14 protein-coding genes and 1 pseudogene are annotated in these 14,837 nt (G+C 37.3%); 2 read left to right on the top strand and 13 right to left on the bottom strand.

Annotation, left to right across the window (positions count from 1 at the left end; genetic code table 11):
- Window positions 1-8 precede the first annotated feature (8 nt).
- The 11 genes from nifB to RMR19_RS03380 all read right to left on the bottom strand — a co-directional run bounded on the left by nifB (window position 9) and on the right by RMR19_RS03380 (window position 12,646).
- On the bottom strand, window positions 9-2,705 hold the full coding sequence (gene nifB / locus RMR19_RS03430) for a nitrogenase cofactor biosynthesis protein NifB (protein ID WP_310602095.1): 2,697 nt from the start codon (window positions 2,703-2,705) through the stop codon (window positions 9-11).
- A complete protein-coding gene (nifE, locus tag RMR19_RS03425; RefSeq protein WP_310602094.1) occupies window positions 2,677-4,089 on the bottom strand; it encodes a nitrogenase iron-molybdenum cofactor biosynthesis protein NifE in 1,413 nt (470 codons plus the stop codon). Before nifE ends, nifB begins: the two co-directional genes overlap by 29 nt.
- Before the next feature lie 289 nt (window positions 4,090-4,378).
- The gene (locus RMR19_RS03420; protein ID WP_310602093.1) at window positions 4,379-4,588 is read right to left on the bottom strand and encodes a hypothetical protein; all 210 of its coding nucleotides are present in this window, start codon (window positions 4,586-4,588) and stop codon (window positions 4,379-4,381) included.
- A 227-nt stretch (window positions 4,589-4,815) separates the two neighbouring features.
- Window positions 4,816-6,207, bottom strand: coding sequence for a nitrogenase component 1 (locus RMR19_RS03415; RefSeq protein WP_310602092.1), 1,392 nt, complete (start codon window positions 6,205-6,207; stop codon window positions 4,816-4,818).
- The gene (locus RMR19_RS03410; RefSeq protein WP_310602091.1) at window positions 6,207-7,835 is read right to left on the bottom strand and encodes a nitrogenase component I subunit alpha; all 1,629 of its coding nucleotides are present in this window, start codon (window positions 7,833-7,835) and stop codon (window positions 6,207-6,209) included. The genes RMR19_RS03415 and RMR19_RS03410 overlap by 1 nt, the downstream gene beginning before the upstream one ends.
- A 14-nt stretch (window positions 7,836-7,849) precedes the next feature.
- A complete protein-coding gene (locus tag RMR19_RS03405) occupies window positions 7,850-8,236 on the bottom strand; it encodes a P-II family nitrogen regulator (protein ID WP_310602090.1) in 387 nt (128 codons plus the stop codon).
- An 11-nt stretch (window positions 8,237-8,247) separates the two neighbouring features.
- Window positions 8,248-8,574: a P-II family nitrogen regulator gene (locus RMR19_RS03400; protein WP_310602089.1), complete on the bottom strand. Its 327-nt coding sequence runs from the start codon at window positions 8,572-8,574 to the stop codon at window positions 8,248-8,250.
- Between the two features lie 44 nt (window positions 8,575-8,618).
- On the bottom strand, window positions 8,619-9,437 hold the full coding sequence (gene nifH, locus RMR19_RS03395) for a nitrogenase iron protein (RefSeq protein ID WP_310602088.1): 819 nt from the start codon (window positions 9,435-9,437) through the stop codon (window positions 8,619-8,621).
- A 325-nt stretch (window positions 9,438-9,762) separates the two neighbouring features.
- Complete coding sequence (locus RMR19_RS03390) at window positions 9,763-10,929, bottom strand: DUF434 domain-containing protein (RefSeq protein ID WP_310602087.1); 1,167 nt, start codon at window positions 10,927-10,929, stop codon at window positions 9,763-9,765.
- A 21-nt stretch (window positions 10,930-10,950) separates the two neighbouring features.
- Window positions 10,951-11,415 carry a hypothetical protein gene (locus RMR19_RS03385; protein WP_310602086.1) on the bottom strand — a complete coding sequence of 155 codons (465 nt, stop codon included), beginning with the start codon at window positions 11,413-11,415 and terminating at the stop codon, window positions 10,951-10,953.
- 70 nt (window positions 11,416-11,485) lie between these two features.
- Window positions 11,486-12,646, bottom strand: a complete 1,161-nt coding sequence (locus tag RMR19_RS03380) for an MFS transporter (RefSeq protein ID WP_310602085.1) — start codon at window positions 12,644-12,646, stop codon at window positions 11,486-11,488.
- Window positions 12,647-12,883: 237 nt separating this feature from the next.
- On the opposite strand from RMR19_RS03380, the gene RMR19_RS03375 reads away from it, so the two are divergent.
- Window positions 12,884-13,069 carry a hypothetical protein gene (locus tag RMR19_RS03375; RefSeq protein WP_310602084.1) on the top strand — a complete coding sequence of 62 codons (186 nt, stop codon included), beginning with the start codon at window positions 12,884-12,886 and terminating at the stop codon, window positions 13,067-13,069.
- A 12-nt stretch (window positions 13,070-13,081) separates the two neighbouring features.
- The gene (locus RMR19_RS03370) at window positions 13,082-13,357 is read left to right on the top strand and encodes a spore coat protein (RefSeq protein ID WP_310602083.1); all 276 of its coding nucleotides are present in this window, start codon (window positions 13,082-13,084) and stop codon (window positions 13,355-13,357) included.
- 73 nt (window positions 13,358-13,430) lie between these two features.
- Here the strand turns inward: RMR19_RS03370 and RMR19_RS03365 are convergent, their stop codons facing one another.
- Both RMR19_RS03365 and RMR19_RS03360 read right to left on the bottom strand, forming a co-directional pair.
- Window positions 13,431-14,582, bottom strand: coding sequence for a YibE/F family protein (locus RMR19_RS03365; RefSeq protein ID WP_310602082.1), 1,152 nt, complete (start codon window positions 14,580-14,582; stop codon window positions 13,431-13,433).
- Window positions 14,582-14,837: pseudogene (locus RMR19_RS03360) on the bottom strand (purple acid phosphatase family protein); the annotation flags it as partial. The pseudogene RMR19_RS03360 and the gene RMR19_RS03365, both read right to left, overlap by 1 nt.

Here is a 14,837-nt window from a genome sequence, read left to right as displayed (position 1 = left end):
TACCCTCCTTATAAAGTCTGTGCTGCCTTACTGACAGCATCTTCAATTCGATCATAGGTTACAATCACTTTGATTTGTTTTTCTTCAAGTTGCTTTCTTGGTGATTCGCCAATTCGCATGGCAATTACTGCTTGGCAGTCCTCAATTGTCTGTATGATTGCCGCAATCTTATCCTCTTTTTCGTCGCAAACATCACTCCCTTCACAATACTGACCAACCTTACGTTTCTCGATATAAGAAACCTCTCCCTTCTTATATTCATAGATATACCACTCTGTAACATGTCCAAAATGTTCATCAATGTGCATACCATGTTTACTGGCAACGGCAAAACGATACACTTGCTCTGTCTCCTCTTTCGTTTTTGCTTGATATCCTCGAAATTCTAAACTCAAATCATTGTCAAGCGTTCCAATCGCATCTGCTCTGCATTGCTTGCAATGTGTCATCTGTTTCAATATTAATCCACAATCTGCTCGTAACTTTTCGATTTCCTTGTTTGTCAATGAAGTCATATTCTCAAATGCACTTCCCTTTACTGGAATCATTGGCATTATGTTTGTAATATAGCAGCCGATTTCTTTCATTGTCTCCACAATTTTCGGAATGTGTGTATCATTAATCCCTTTCAACGAAACAATATTTACTTTACAGATCACCCCATGTGCAACAAGGATTCGCAGTCCGCTCAATTGATTGGATAACAGAATTGCTCCTGCACTTTCTCCCTCATACCGAGTTCCCATGAAGTTAATATGCTTATAGATCTTCCCTGCAATCTTAGGGTCAACTGCATTAATTGTTACGGTTACATGAGAAACGCCTAGTTTAATAATATCCTCTGCATACGTAGGCAACAGTAATCCATTCGTGGATAGACAAAATGTAACATCTGAGTCATACTCTTTAATTAATTCCATAGTCCTCTTTGTCTCATCAAAATTCGCAAGGGCATCTCCCGGTCCTGCAATACCAACGACAGTTAGATTCTCTACTTTTTCCTTCACTTGTTTGTACTTATTAAACGCCTCCTCTGGCGTAAGTACTTTCGTTGTAACACCTGGTCTGCTTTCATTCGGACAGTCAAACTTTCGTACACAATAGTTGCATTGCACGTTACATCTTGGCGCTACCGGAAGATGCATTCTGGCATATTTATGACCCGCACAGTTGTAACAAGGATGTGTCTCTGTTTTTTTCTGGATTTCCTGCTGCCTTTTTTCTTCCTCTGTCAGAAGGGATAAATTGTTTTTATGTAAGTCTGCGTTCTCTTTTTCTCCTATATTCATCTCATCATCTATACGAGACAAATCTTTCGATTTCTCATCACGATAATATGCCTTATAAACCACTTCTCGAAACGTACTTTCTTTTCTTGATAAAATCGCATTTGTTATCTCATCAAGCAAGGTGAGCGAACCTTCATATCCAATCGTTTTCAGTCTTTGTCCTCCAATGCGGTCATGAATTGGAAAACTTCTTCTTACTAATGCGATTTGCAGATGTTCTTCTATTCTTCTTCCGTCTGAATTTCCAATCATCAGATTACAGTCATATTGTTCTGCTGCCGTTTCAATGTCCTTAAAATCCACATCATCTATAATCTTATAGTCCTCTTCAAAATATCGTTTTGCAATCTCTTCAATCGATAGTTTCACATAATCATCCAGATGCGGAAATACCGAACCCGTTGCCGTAATAACTGGCATAATTCCATTCTCTTCACAGATTCGAATCATGGATATGATAAAGTCAGGTTCTCCAAACACTACTGCTCTGCCTTCTGCATTGTATTTGTGACTATCAATCATAGCATCGAGATATCGTCCTCTCTGCTGTTTCAATCGTTTGGAAATCTTTTTCCCGCTAATCTTACTTAATACTTTGAGAAATGCATCATTGTCCCGTAATCCCACTGGCACATTTACTCTGATATAAGGAACTCCGTATTTCTCCTTCAGAATCTTCCCCGGAGAATTCTCTATATCCATATTACTAATCTCGATTGTCGCTCTTGCTCCTGCCATTCGTTTGATATCGGCAATATCTGTTCCACCCTCTGGAAGCCGATTATAATTTTCCTTGAATACACCATCGAGGTTTTCAGAAAAATCAGGTAGAAGAATAATCTCTAAACCAAATTCCTTACAGAGTTCTTTCAGCGTTCGCATATCCGCAGGGCTCATATATGATGCAATTACATTTATCTTGTTATGCGGTTTGGAATTCATCTCTATCTCTGATACAATAGCCGCTAATGCAGCAAAATATCCTTCAAATTGTGTTCCTGCATATCCAGCCGAATGCACAGGAACAATGGTTACTTCTCGTTTATCTGGATTTTCCTCATAATACGTCTGAATCATTCGGCTCGTATCCTCACCAATAGTTTCTGCCAAACACGTTGTCGCTACCCCCACAACTTGCGGATGATACAGATCTATCAGATTTGTTAAGCCCTTTTTCAGATTTGATTCTCCACCGTATACCGTCCCCTGCTCTGTAAGAGAGGATGATGCAATGTCAATTGGTTCATTATAATGTGTTGCCATATGACGTCTTATGTACGTGCTGCATCCTTGTGAACCATGCAGTATCGACACACATTTTTTAATACCGCAAAATGCTGTCATTGCCCCCATCGGCATACACATCTTACAAGGATTCACATTCAGATTAACTAGCGGTTGTACTTTTGTCTTCATAAAATTCCTCCTCTCCAAGCTCTCTGTATTTTGCATCATTTATATATTGCCAAACTGGATTGTTTATACTTTGATTGATTTCCTTCGTAAAGTTATATACTCCTTCAAATCCAGCAAGTGCGTGTTTTCTTTCATGATTATGGTCACAGAACGCAACACCAAGTTTATAGGCAAGTGGTCGTTCCTTTACTCCTCCCACTAAGATATCCGCTCCCTTTTCCTTCATAAATGTCTCCAACTCCGCTGGATTTGCATCATCAAGAATAACCGCATCTTCTCCCACCAACAGTTCAATCATTTCATAATCGTCCTGCTTTCCTGTTTGTGTACCAACTACAACGGTTTCCATTCCCATGAAAGCAAATTGGCGAATAAGTGAGATTGCCTTAAAACCTCCCCCAACGTATATCGCTGCTTTTTTTCCTTGCAGATTCATGCGATACGTATCAAGAAAACCTTCTAATTTCTTCGACTCCTCTTCACAAAAAGCAATTGCTTTTCTCTTTGCACTCTCATTTTTCAATGCCTCAGCAATTCGAACAAGGGAACTTGACGTATCTTCAACGCCGAAGAAACTGACTTTTATAAAAGGAATTCCAAACTGCTCCTCCATCTGATTTGCCAGATAAACCGAAGAACCTGCACATTGAACAATATTTAACGTCGCTTTCGGTGCTTCTATCATATTCTTATAACTGGCATCCCCCGTGAATGTCGAGACAACTTTTACTCCGATTTTCTTTAGATAATTCTTAATAATCCACATCTCACCCGCAAGATTAAAATCACCTAAAATATTCACACCTTCTATCTTGTTCTCACTGCGATATGGAGAAATCAATTCCATAATAGCATTACAAGCCATCTTGTATCCTGTTGACTTATTGCCTGAAAATCCAGGAGATTTAACAGGAATCACACGAATCCCATACTTTTTAGACATCTCCCTACATACCGCCTCAACATCATCACCAATCACCCCTACAATACAAGTTGCGTATACGAATATCAGTTTTGCCATTTGTTTTGTAGCCAGCTCTTCAATTGCAGCCGTTAGCCTTTTCTCTCCCCCGAATATAATATCTGTTTCTCGAAGGTCCGTACAAAAGCTATTTCGGTAAACATCACTTCCACTAGAAAGACTTCCTCGAATATCCCATGTATAACTAGAACAGCCAATCGGGCCATGAACAATATGATACGCATCCGTTATCGGATTCAGAACAACCCTAGCCCCACAATACACACAAGCCCGTTGGCTAACCGCCCCCGAAACCGAGTCAGAATCACACTTAATCCCATTCCCACTACAGCCGACATTATCTTTAAACAAGATAAACTGCTTTCTTTCTTCTAAAATGTTAACCTCTTGATTATTTCTCATAGGCAAACGTGCTCCTTTCTAAATTGGGAACTATGAATATAGCACACATTGTTTTATTGAATACAGTTACTCGCACTAAATAAAAAATGCAGAAAGCGAGGGTAAAAAGACGGTGTTGTCTTTTCCCCTCGCTATGAATTTATGTTATAATATTCCATCTTTACCACTTTCGTCAATCTTTTTTTCTTGATTAAGCCATTGATAATTTCTATGATGCCTATTTCATATTCCTATATTCGTAATAACTATTAATTTTTTTGGATAAACATGCATTTCTTCGTTGTAGTGCTTATACCTCTAAATGATAGTTTTTATCATAAAAAGAATACGCAATTTCAATCTCCTCTTTATCGCCTCTTTTCATCACAGCATAAACCGTGCCTCTTTCGGCATAGGCATCATATGCACCTAATGTTTTCTTAACAAACTCCTCCATATCTTCTAATAAGAGAAACTTTTGCCCTTTTAATGCTTCTATATATGTTTCCTCTATTTTCATTCGCACTACTCCTTTTTTATAAAGGGCGATGACCGTCGTTTTCTTGAGGTGTGTGACATCATCGCCCTTTGACAGCAAGAATATGTTAGGGAATATTCTTGCTCTTTTCTTGTTTAATTTAAGTATCAAGAACTATATTCTTTCTATAAGATTTGATTTAACGACTAACTACATTTATAGCATTGGGGGTTAACTATTTTAAACTATGTCCAATATAGTATGATTGCCTACATTACCATCTCGACATCTTTCTCTTCACAATGGCTGTCTTGATAATCCATAAGAGCATTTGTAATCTTCTCTACCATTCGCATTGCTCCCTCATATCCAACAATCGGGAAGTAGGAATGGCAATAACGGTCAATTACATCAAATCCAGCTCTTACAAGAGGAATATCCTCTGCTCTTGCAATATGTTTTCCATGCGTTCCACCAATTAATATATCAACTGGTTCGTTCTTAATCCATTGATGAAGAAGGAATAGGTCGGTTGTTGTCTTTAACTGGTTGGCTGCCTGCACTTTACAATCTTCTTTAACACCGTATTTCTCAAGAAGATGCTTTCCTTCCTCTTCAAACGTAGGGCTTGGCGTACCTGTAATACAATACTTTGGAATCATTCCAAGTTCCAAGCAGATAGACATCATTCCAATAACAAAGTCAGGGTCACCATAGATTGCAACTTTCTTTTCATAGGTATATTGATGCGTATCAATCATCATATCCACAAGGTGTCCCCTTTGCACTTCAAGGCTCACTGGTACTTCCTCGGCAGAAAATTCTTGTAGTTTTAGTACAAACGCATCCGTTGCTTCAATACCGATTGGATACGGTATTGTCGTTCCTTTTACTTTGCATTTTTTATCAAGGGCATCAACGCTTGGTGATGATACCGTCATACCAATTCCAAGTGATTTTGGACAATCGCCTAACGATTTAATCTCTTCAATCGTTGTTCCACCCTTCTCATACATTACGTATTCGCCTGTTGTTGGCGTATCAACTGCTCCATCTGTATCAGGTAACATAATGTATGGTACGTTCATTTGATTCATGATTTTCTTTAACTCACGGTAATCGCCTGGATTTAACCAGCCTGGAAACAACGCTAATTTTCCATTTGAAGTACCTGTTGATACACTAAGATATTTCACAAATCCATTTACCATGTTAAAGAATCCGTTAATATGAGAACCAAAATAACTTGGTGTATTCGCGTGAACAATATACTTTCCTTCTGGTAGTGTTGGTGTAATATCGATTAATAAGGAAGTCAAGTCATCACCAATTGTCTCTGAAAGACACGTCGTATGTACTGCAACAATTTCTGGATTATATAAATCAAATATATTCTTTACAGCGGTCTTTAAATTCGAACCACCACCAAAAACTGACGCACCTTCTGTAAAGGAACTGGATGATGCTTGAATCGGATCTTTAAAATGTCTTGTGAGGTACATTCTATGAAATGCCACACAGCCTTGTGAACCATGACTATGTGGAAGGCACCCATGAACACCGAGGGCAGCATACAACGCACCTACTGGCTGACAAGTTTTACAAGGGTTAATAACAAGTGCCTCTCGATCTACAACTTCTTTTGGTGTATATTTAAGCATTATTCCTCACCTCCTAATTTACCTACGAGTGTGGCTTGATTCTTCCATGGTGCTTTAATATAGCTCCATGCTGGTACATATAATCCCATAACAAGGTCATGCCCAAATCTGGCTGCACCTTGAAAACAAGTATAAGGCCCTTGATAATCATAGGAATGGATCTGTCTTGATAACATACCCGCTTTTTGAACTACAAACTTATCTTTAATACCAGAGAAAAATACATCTGGTTTCAGTGCCTTCATGAATTCTTCCGTTTCAAAATGATTTAAATCATCCGCAATAATCGAACCTTTTTCCATTCCTGCAAACATACCTTCATAATCATTTAATTCCACATCTGGATCTGCCTCTAGCTTCGCTCTGTGTTCTGGCGTAATTCGATTTGGATTATACAACGTCTCATCTGGTTCCATTGTCAACGTTTCAATGTTCTTGGAATCGGCATCTGGCTTAATATCAGGCAGTACACTTCTTCCCTCATAATCATCTCGGTGGGCAAACTCATAACCAGCTAACACCGTTGTCATTCCAAGGTCTTGTAACAATAATTGATAATGATGGGAACGAGAACCTCCAACATAGATTGCGGCTGTCTTTCCTTTTAGCTTGCTATGGTAGTATTCCATCTCATCTGCAATGGCAGTCTCTTCCTCTGCGATGATCTCTTCGATTCTGACGCTAAGTTCTGTGTCATTAAAATATGCTCCAATTGCCCGTAATGATTTCTTTGTTGCATCTACACCGATGAAATTAACTTTTATCCAGTCTATTCCATATCGTTCCTTCATCATATCTGCAACGTAGTTAATCGATCGATGACACTGCACTAGATTCAAATTAGCCAAATGTGCATTCTTCATATCACGATAACAACTCGTTCCTGTCATAGCACTCACAACTTCTATTCCGCAACGATTTAGTATTCTTTCAATCTCCCAGCCATCACCACCGATGTTATACTCACCTAATAGATTTATAGAGAATTTCTTCTCCGGTTTGTGGTCACCTGTACCAACAATATAGCGGATAATCTGGTTTGATGCGATATGATGCCCTGCCGATTGCGTAACGCCCTTATAACCTTCACAAGAAAATGCAACACACATTAAACCGGGATACTCTTCTCTTGCCCACTTTGCGATAGCGTGAATATCGTCACCGATCAAACCAACAGGACAGGTGGAGCAGATACTTATCATCTTAGGATTATAGATCTTCATACATTCTTCAATTGCTTTCTTTAACTTCTTTTCTCCACCAAATACGATATTCGGCTCTTGCATATCCGTAGAAAAACAGTATTCTACATAGCAGTCTGCATGTTCATCATGCCGATCCGTCTCTACCTGCTTATGTCTTCTCGTTCCCCATGTATAGAAGGAACAACCGATTGGGCCATGGACAATAATTGCATTATCACTCATTGGGCCAAGAACTACACCCTTACATCCTGCAAAGCAACAACCTCTTTGCGTTATGACACCGGGGATTGTACGAACATTTGCAAGGATTTCATTGCTTGCTTCTGGATCAATTGACAGAATATGTTGCTTTCTGTTTCTATATACTTTTGCACTATATTTTTCAAGAACTTTTTCTCTTAATTCGTTACCATGTGCTACCATGCTATCCCTCCCTTCTAGTATGAATCCGAACCTTCCTGTTGCTTTCCATCTCTGATACGATATGCTCCCATAATTGGCATGACAAAGATTTTTCCGTCACCCGGAGTTCCCGTACTGTTTACCTCCATAACTGCTGTTACGATTTTTTCTACATCTTCATCCTGTGCCATTATTACAAAGAGTCGCTTTGGAATCAGACGACTTCCTTCCGTAAAGCATTCTCCTATTGAGTTCGCTGGCATTTCTCCTGCCTCTAATACAGAATATAGCTCTGGTGAGAATAATTTCTTTCCTCTTCCCATAACCTTTCTACATGTGAAGCCAAGAATTCCTGCCTCTGTCAGTGCTACTTTTGTTTTACTAACTTTATCCTGCCTAACTATAATTAAGACTTCTTTCATCGCAGCACCCCCTATAAATCTTTTGTTTTCGTACTGATTGTATAAGCCTCTTCTACAGGACTGACAAATATTCTACCATCACCAAAATTACCATTTTCGCCTGTTCTTGCATACTTCATGATAATTCGAATTGCATCATCTTTGTCCTCATCCTTAACTACCATTAATAGCATTTCTTTTGGAATTTCATCATAAGTAACATCTCCTATTCGGATACCCTTTTGCTTACCACGTCCGAATACATCCATCTTTGTTACTGCTGGAAATCCTGCCGATAATAATTCCGACAAAACCTCGTTTACCTTTTCTGGTCTAATAATTGATCTCACTAAGTACATAGTCGTTCTCCTTTCTATCGTTCACATAATGCTTCAAGATTCCATTAATCTAACATTCCATGCTCCATAAGAATTGCCTCTAACTCATCAATCTTCATTGGTTTTGGAACAACAAGCATCTGATTTTCGTCCACTTTTCTTGCAAGTTGTCTATACTCATCTGCTTGTGGTTCTTCCGGACTATAATCAATAACGGTTTTCTTATTAATCTCTGCCTTTTGAACAGCATTATCACGAGGTACAAAATGTATCATCTGCGTTCCAATCTTCTCTGCAACTGCCATTACAAGTTCCTCTTCCCCATCTACTTTTCTTGAGTTACAGATTAAACCACCAAGACGAACGCCTCCTGTTGCTGCATATTTTACAATACCTTTTGAAATATTGTTTGCGGCATATAATGCCATCATCTCACCGGAACATACGATATAGATTTCCTGTGCCTTTCCTTCTCTGATTGGCATTGCGAAACCACCACATACAACATCACCAAGAACATCATAAAATACATAATCCAAATCATCGGTGTAAGCACCAAGTTGTTCGAGCAAGTTTATTGATGTGATAATACCACGCCCTGCACAACCAACACCTGGTTCTGGTCCACCTGATTCCACACCACGAATATTTCCATAGCCTGTTTTCATGATTTGGTCAAGATCAATATCATCACCCTCTTCACGAAGTGTATCAAGTACGGTTCTCTGTGCGAGTCCTCCTAATACAAGTCTGGTTGAATCTGCTTTCGGGTCACAACCTACAATCATAATTTGTTTTCCCATCTCTGCAAGTCCTGCCGTTAAGTTTTGTGTTGTTGTTGATTTTCCAATTCCACCTTTTCCATAGATAGCCAACTGTCTCATAGCACTTACCTCCATCTTCTAAGTATTTATTCTACTTGTAATTTGTTGATAGAACGTTCTGTATGTGTTCTATTGGCTCTCATTATAAGGTCTGGCATTTTGTTCCACAATACACGCAATTGTATAAAAACTACCCCCGATTTCCGATTCTTTTATGCAGAATCAAGTATGGAAATCGGGGGTAGTTTTAGATACCTAATATTATTTTGTTTTTGGTGGAAATGGCTTGCTATTGTGAGGATTTCTTTTGTCTTCGTCAGTGTACCCTCGTCCATGCTTTCATACATGCGAAACAATCTTAGATACACGAAAAGCGAGGTAAAGATTACATTACCATACTCTGTGACAGACAACCAAACTGCTTTACCTGTTCCACCATGTGTCCAATATTGCCTTCACCAGCAAACACGTTGCAATCAAAAAAATCATGGTTAAAATCAAGCCATTCAAGAGGATTTGCTTCTTCTCTTAATTCCACTTCCTCTTTTAAAAATCCTACATACACCTCAACATAGCAATCTTGATTATAATAGACAAAGTCCATCATATGATTAAGCTCGATTTTGTCTTGCTTGATCCCTGTTTCTTCCTCTAACTCTCGATATGCCGCTAATATGCCCTCTTCATTTTCTTCTATTTTTCCACCGACAAAATTATAGAGTCCTAGATACGGATCTTTCTTTCGTTTGCAAAATAGTAAATTATCTTTCTTTTGGTTATATACCATAATACAATTATAGCCTTGCATGTTTGCTATTCCTTTATCTAGCTCACGATATTGTATCTCTTCACAAAGCAAAACTTCCCACACATTCTCTATCTGCTTCACTATTTCCGTATTCATATTCAACCAGCTAATACATTTATTAATAATAATCGCATCCGTCGTAATTACATTTGCTTTCGTTTCTAATGTTACATCTACTTCTGGTATAACAACTGTCTGTACTTGTAGCTCGTACCCTTCTGCCATTTCTTTAAGTAAACCAGCAAGTCTCCCTGAATTCGATACTGGTGAATCCAAGTAAAAGATTGCCTCTTTAATTCCCTTTGAGACAAGCCATTGATAAATCAGATGAATTGCCTTTTCTGTTTTATCTATAATACGATAATTCCCGCGAAGCCCTGCCAAATCTCGTATTGTTCCATCTAATGACTTAAAAACAGGTGAACCAGATAACGCAACCTCTAATGTAATAATTACATTAAAACCATCAATATGCACTGTTTCTACCTCAGAAAACTCTTTTATTTGTTTTTGCCATCTGCTAGAGCAATCATCATTAGAAGAGACAGTTCGTGCCAATGCTAACCGCTGTCTCTCCGAAAACATATAGTGATTCCCGATAAATGTAGTTGCCTGTTTTATCGGATAACCTTGATTTAATAAGAAATATAATTCATATGCAGCTTTTTCTAACTTTGTCTTTTCCACTCCTTGAAATTCACGAACATCTTCTTTTTGATATCCTCTTCTCACTACCTTTGACATTGTATCTCTCCCTTTATCGTCTTATCTGCGACATTTTCTACTACCAGTATAGCCATAATCAACTAATACTGGAACTTCATCAATCATTCCCCAACTAGATTTTCTGCGTAAATCCCCACTGGCTAATCTGTATGTTTCTCTTATTTTGATAAAATAATCTTCACGTATTAACTGCTGCATCGTACTCACTTGATAATACTCTAATACTTGATTGAGATCCGATAATCTTTCGCCTTTTTTCATAATTAGAAACATAGCATCTTCCGATATCGTAAGTATTGGCGCAAATAAAGGCGCTTGTTCCTGCATATAAATCTTATGCTCAAGCCGATTTTGGCTAAGTCCACCGTAGTTCAAAGCAGCCTTTACTACATAACCATTCTCTAAATCATAAACACTTCTTGATGATCCTGAACCAATATATTCATATCGATCATGATTTAAATCTTTTCTTATTTGTTTAAAATCAATTATATCCCTATCCATTTTCATATCCACATCAATATATAATTACTTCTATTATATTCGACCTTTTATGAAAATGTTCGACTTTATTCTATTCTTTATGAACCCTATTCATTCGCTCAACCATAACTACCATTAATAAGACAAAAACCATAAGATAGAACGGATATAGCTGAATCGTAACCTTATCTGCTAGCAGTCCAAAAATCGGAGGCATCAATGTACTTCCTACATAAGCACATGCCATCTGCATCCCCATAATTGATTGTGATTTATCTGCACCAAAATTATCTGGTGTTGCATGTAGTAAACTTGGATAGATGGGTGCACAACCTAGTCCTAATAGAATCAATCCAATAAGCGTTACTATATTACCAAGTGGTAACAACATAACAACAATACCAATTGTGGCAAGAAGTTGACCCAAACGAACCATTCTTTTATCGCCTAATCTATCCGTTATAAAACCACACGCAAATCTTCCCATGGTAATACCTAAGTAGAATAGAGATGCCCATTTCGCAGCCGTCTCAACATTTATTCCTTTATATAGTACCATATAACTACTTGCCCACAATCCTGCTGTTGACTCAACGGCGCAGTAGCATAAAAACGCTACTAAAATAGATTTTGCTCCTGGTAGCTTAATTGCTTGCGTTAACCCAATGCTCTTCGCAACTTGCGTCTCTTCCTCTTTCTCTACTTGCTTTGTTTTCCATAACGGTAATGTAAATATAAGTCCAATAACTAGTACAATTTGAATAATTCCAATTGATTGGTATCCGACATTCCATCGCAAACCATTCGTTAAGCAAAGTCCCATAATAAATGGCCCTGCCGTTGCTCCTATTCCCCAAAAACAATGAAGCCAGCTCATATGACGTGACTTATAATGTAATGCAACAAAATTATTGAGTGCTGCATCAACGCTCCCTGCACCTAATCCATAGGGAATTCCCCACAAACATAATTGCCAAAATGAATCCGAATATGCGAATCCCATCAAAGCAATTGCTGTCATTGCAACACTTATCGTTGTTACTACACCTGTTCCTAGTCTGCGTATTAACTTATCGCTAAAAAGACTTGATACAATTGTACCACCAGCTATAATCATACTAATAATACCTGCATACGACACAGCTACATTGAGTTCTCCATACATTGATGGCCATGCAGAACCTAATATCGAATCTGGCAATCCCAAACTTATAAATGCAATGTATATTACTGCTAATAATATTGAAGTCATTCTATACTCCTCCTTACTCTTCTATTAAATAATAACTTGCAAAGCCTCTCTATCAAAGCATAATCATTTTCCCTGTTTGATTTTTATAAATCAAATAAATTATATAATAATCCCATTCGTTTCGCAATGTTAGGCAACATGTATTCCTTAATTTTCATGTATTTCCATTTTTTAATGCGCATTATTTTTTAATAACGAGACATAATAAATGTGTAAATTAAATAAGGAGGTATTATCATGGCTAATTTAACAGAAAAAGAATTATCTTCTATGAATGATTTGCTAAATGGTGAAGAGCAATTAGTTAAGAAATTTCAAATGTTAGCGGAATCTACAACTGACCAAGAATTAAAAGATACATTCTCAAGTATTTCCCAAAAACATCAAAACCATTTTAATTCTATCTATTCCAAACTTCAATAAGGAGGTGTCTATATGATTCAATCAAGTTGTTTCGGCGATAAAGAGATGCTTCATGATGCACTTTGCGCCCAAAAAGAAGAAACTGCAAACTACAATCTATTTGCAAATGAATGTGTTCACAAAGACCTTAGAGACACATACATGAACATCTTAAATGAAGAACATGATATTCAATATCAAGTATTCAATATCATGCATGAACGTGGCCTTTACCCTACACCAGCCGCTGAACAAGAAAAAATCAATCAAGCAAAACAAAAATTCTCTGGACAAACTACTACTAGATAGAGAATACAAATATCCACACATGTCAAAAGACAATCTTCATAGAAAAATGAGGATTGTCTTTTTCATTAAAATATTATTTTTGAACTTCCCTATGCATTTCTTTTCTCTTCACTAACATACACGTAATTAACGATACACAAGGAACGGTCAAGATAACTCCCATACTCGAAGCAATTCCTTGAATAATTTCGATTCCTATCGAATGAAGATTCATAACTTGATTATATTGATAATTATATGCATAGATAAATACTAACGTATTAATAGAACCACCAGTAAATGCGAGTATTAACGTATTTGACATCGTTCCCATCATATCTTTACCAACATTCATCCCTGAACGAAATAACTCTTTTCTAGTTAATGTTTGATTCTTCTCATTGATTTCTAAAATTGTAGAAGCTATCGACATAGCGACATCCATGACAGCTCCAAGTGCTGCTATTAATATTCCTGCAAACATAAGCTGCCCTATTTGTATTGAAGTCTTCTCTCCAACATAGATCAAATCCTCTATATCACTTACATTATATCCTGTTATTTGCGTCATCTTACTGAATAAAATTGCACACACTCCTGCAATAATTACTCCAATTACCGTACCCGTTGTTGATGCAAATGTTTTAACCGACCAACCACCAATCAAATACATCGTAACACACGTCGTTATCAATGTTACAACCACAGCCGCCAATATTGGAGATACTCCACGATAGATAAGTGGCAAGAATAAGAATAGGATACAGATAATCGTAAATCCCAATCCTACAACCGATGCCAATCCTTTCTTTCCACCTATTAAGATAATTGTCAACATAAAGATACCAATGATAAGATAAATCATAGCTGCACGATCCACACTATAAATTGAAGCAACAAATGTACCATTTGATTCACTTACAATAGCTATTACCTTTTTCCCCACTTCACAATGTGTACCATACAGGAAACTACTGGAACTATTTGCTTCAAGCAATTCCCCTTTAAATTCACCTGATAAGATAGAAATCATAACGGTTTGACTACCAATATAGTTCCCACCTTCTGTTTCATTATCTTCAATAATTTCTACTACTTTAGCTTTCACAAAGTTTCTTCCTTCTGTATCATAGAAAGATTCTTTTTCAATTTGATTTAGATTATAGAGAAACAACAGAAACAAGATGCCAGCTACCGCTAGACATCCGTTTCTGATGAAATTCTTCTTACAAATTTCAATTTTCATTATTTTAGATTTACCTTTACTGCTTTCGAATATTTTCCATATACAGTCTTTCCAGATACCTTTGTAAATGGTCTAACTTTTACATAATAAGTTCCTTTTGAAAGTGACTTTAATGTATAACTTGTCTTTGTAGTTGTTACTTTCTTAATTGATTTAAAATCTTTATTTGTAGAATATGCAATTTGATATCCACTTACTTTTTCAGAACTTTTGTTAATTACTACTGTAGCAGTATTTTTTTTGCTTGATTTTACT

This window comes from Anaerosporobacter sp. (assembly GCF_031551385.1).
GTDB lineage: Bacteria > Bacillota > Clostridia > Lachnospirales > Lachnospiraceae > Anaerosporobacter.
This window is presented reverse-complemented; position numbering and strand designations above follow the sequence as displayed.

Excerpts from the sequence above, each read along its gene's own strand:
- RMR19_RS03380 (WP_310602085.1), bottom strand. The coding sequence starts at position 12,646 with ATGACTTCAATATTATTAGCAGTAATATACATTGCATTTATAAGTTTG.
- RMR19_RS03400 (WP_310602089.1), bottom strand. The coding sequence starts at position 8,574 with ATGTACTTAGTGAGATCAATTATTAGACCAGAAAAGGTAAACGAGGTT.
- RMR19_RS03420 (WP_310602093.1), bottom strand. The coding sequence starts at position 4,588 with ATGAAAATAGAGGAAACATATATAGAAGCATTAAAAGGGCAAAAGTTT.
- RMR19_RS03370 (WP_310602083.1), top strand. The coding sequence starts at position 13,082 with ATGATTCAATCAAGTTGTTTCGGCGATAAAGAGATGCTTCATGATGCA.
- RMR19_RS03385 (WP_310602086.1), bottom strand. The coding sequence starts at position 11,415 with ATGGATAGGGATATAATTGATTTTAAACAAATAAGAAAAGATTTAAAT.
- RMR19_RS03365 (WP_310602082.1), bottom strand. The coding sequence starts at position 14,582 with ATGAAAATTGAAATTTGTAAGAAGAATTTCATCAGAAACGGATGTCTA.
- RMR19_RS03390 (WP_310602087.1), bottom strand. The coding sequence starts at position 10,929 with ATGTCAAAGGTAGTGAGAAGAGGATATCAAAAAGAAGATGTTCGTGAA.
- nifB (WP_310602095.1), bottom strand. The coding sequence starts at position 2,705 with ATGAAGACAAAAGTACAACCGCTAGTTAATCTGAATGTGAATCCTTGT.
- RMR19_RS03375 (WP_310602084.1), top strand. The coding sequence starts at position 12,884 with ATGGCTAATTTAACAGAAAAAGAATTATCTTCTATGAATGATTTGCTA.
- RMR19_RS03410 (WP_310602091.1), bottom strand. The coding sequence starts at position 7,835 with ATGGTAGCACATGGTAACGAATTAAGAGAAAAAGTTCTTGAAAAATAT.
- RMR19_RS03405 (WP_310602090.1), bottom strand. The coding sequence starts at position 8,236 with ATGAAAGAAGTCTTAATTATAGTTAGGCAGGATAAAGTTAGTAAAACA.
- nifH (WP_310602088.1), bottom strand. The coding sequence starts at position 9,437 with ATGAGACAGTTGGCTATCTATGGAAAAGGTGGAATTGGAAAATCAACA.
- nifE (WP_310602094.1), bottom strand. The coding sequence starts at position 4,089 with ATGAGAAATAATCAAGAGGTTAACATTTTAGAAGAAAGAAAGCAGTTT.
- RMR19_RS03415 (WP_310602092.1), bottom strand. The coding sequence starts at position 6,207 with ATGCTTAAATATACACCAAAAGAAGTTGTAGATCGAGAGGCACTTGTT.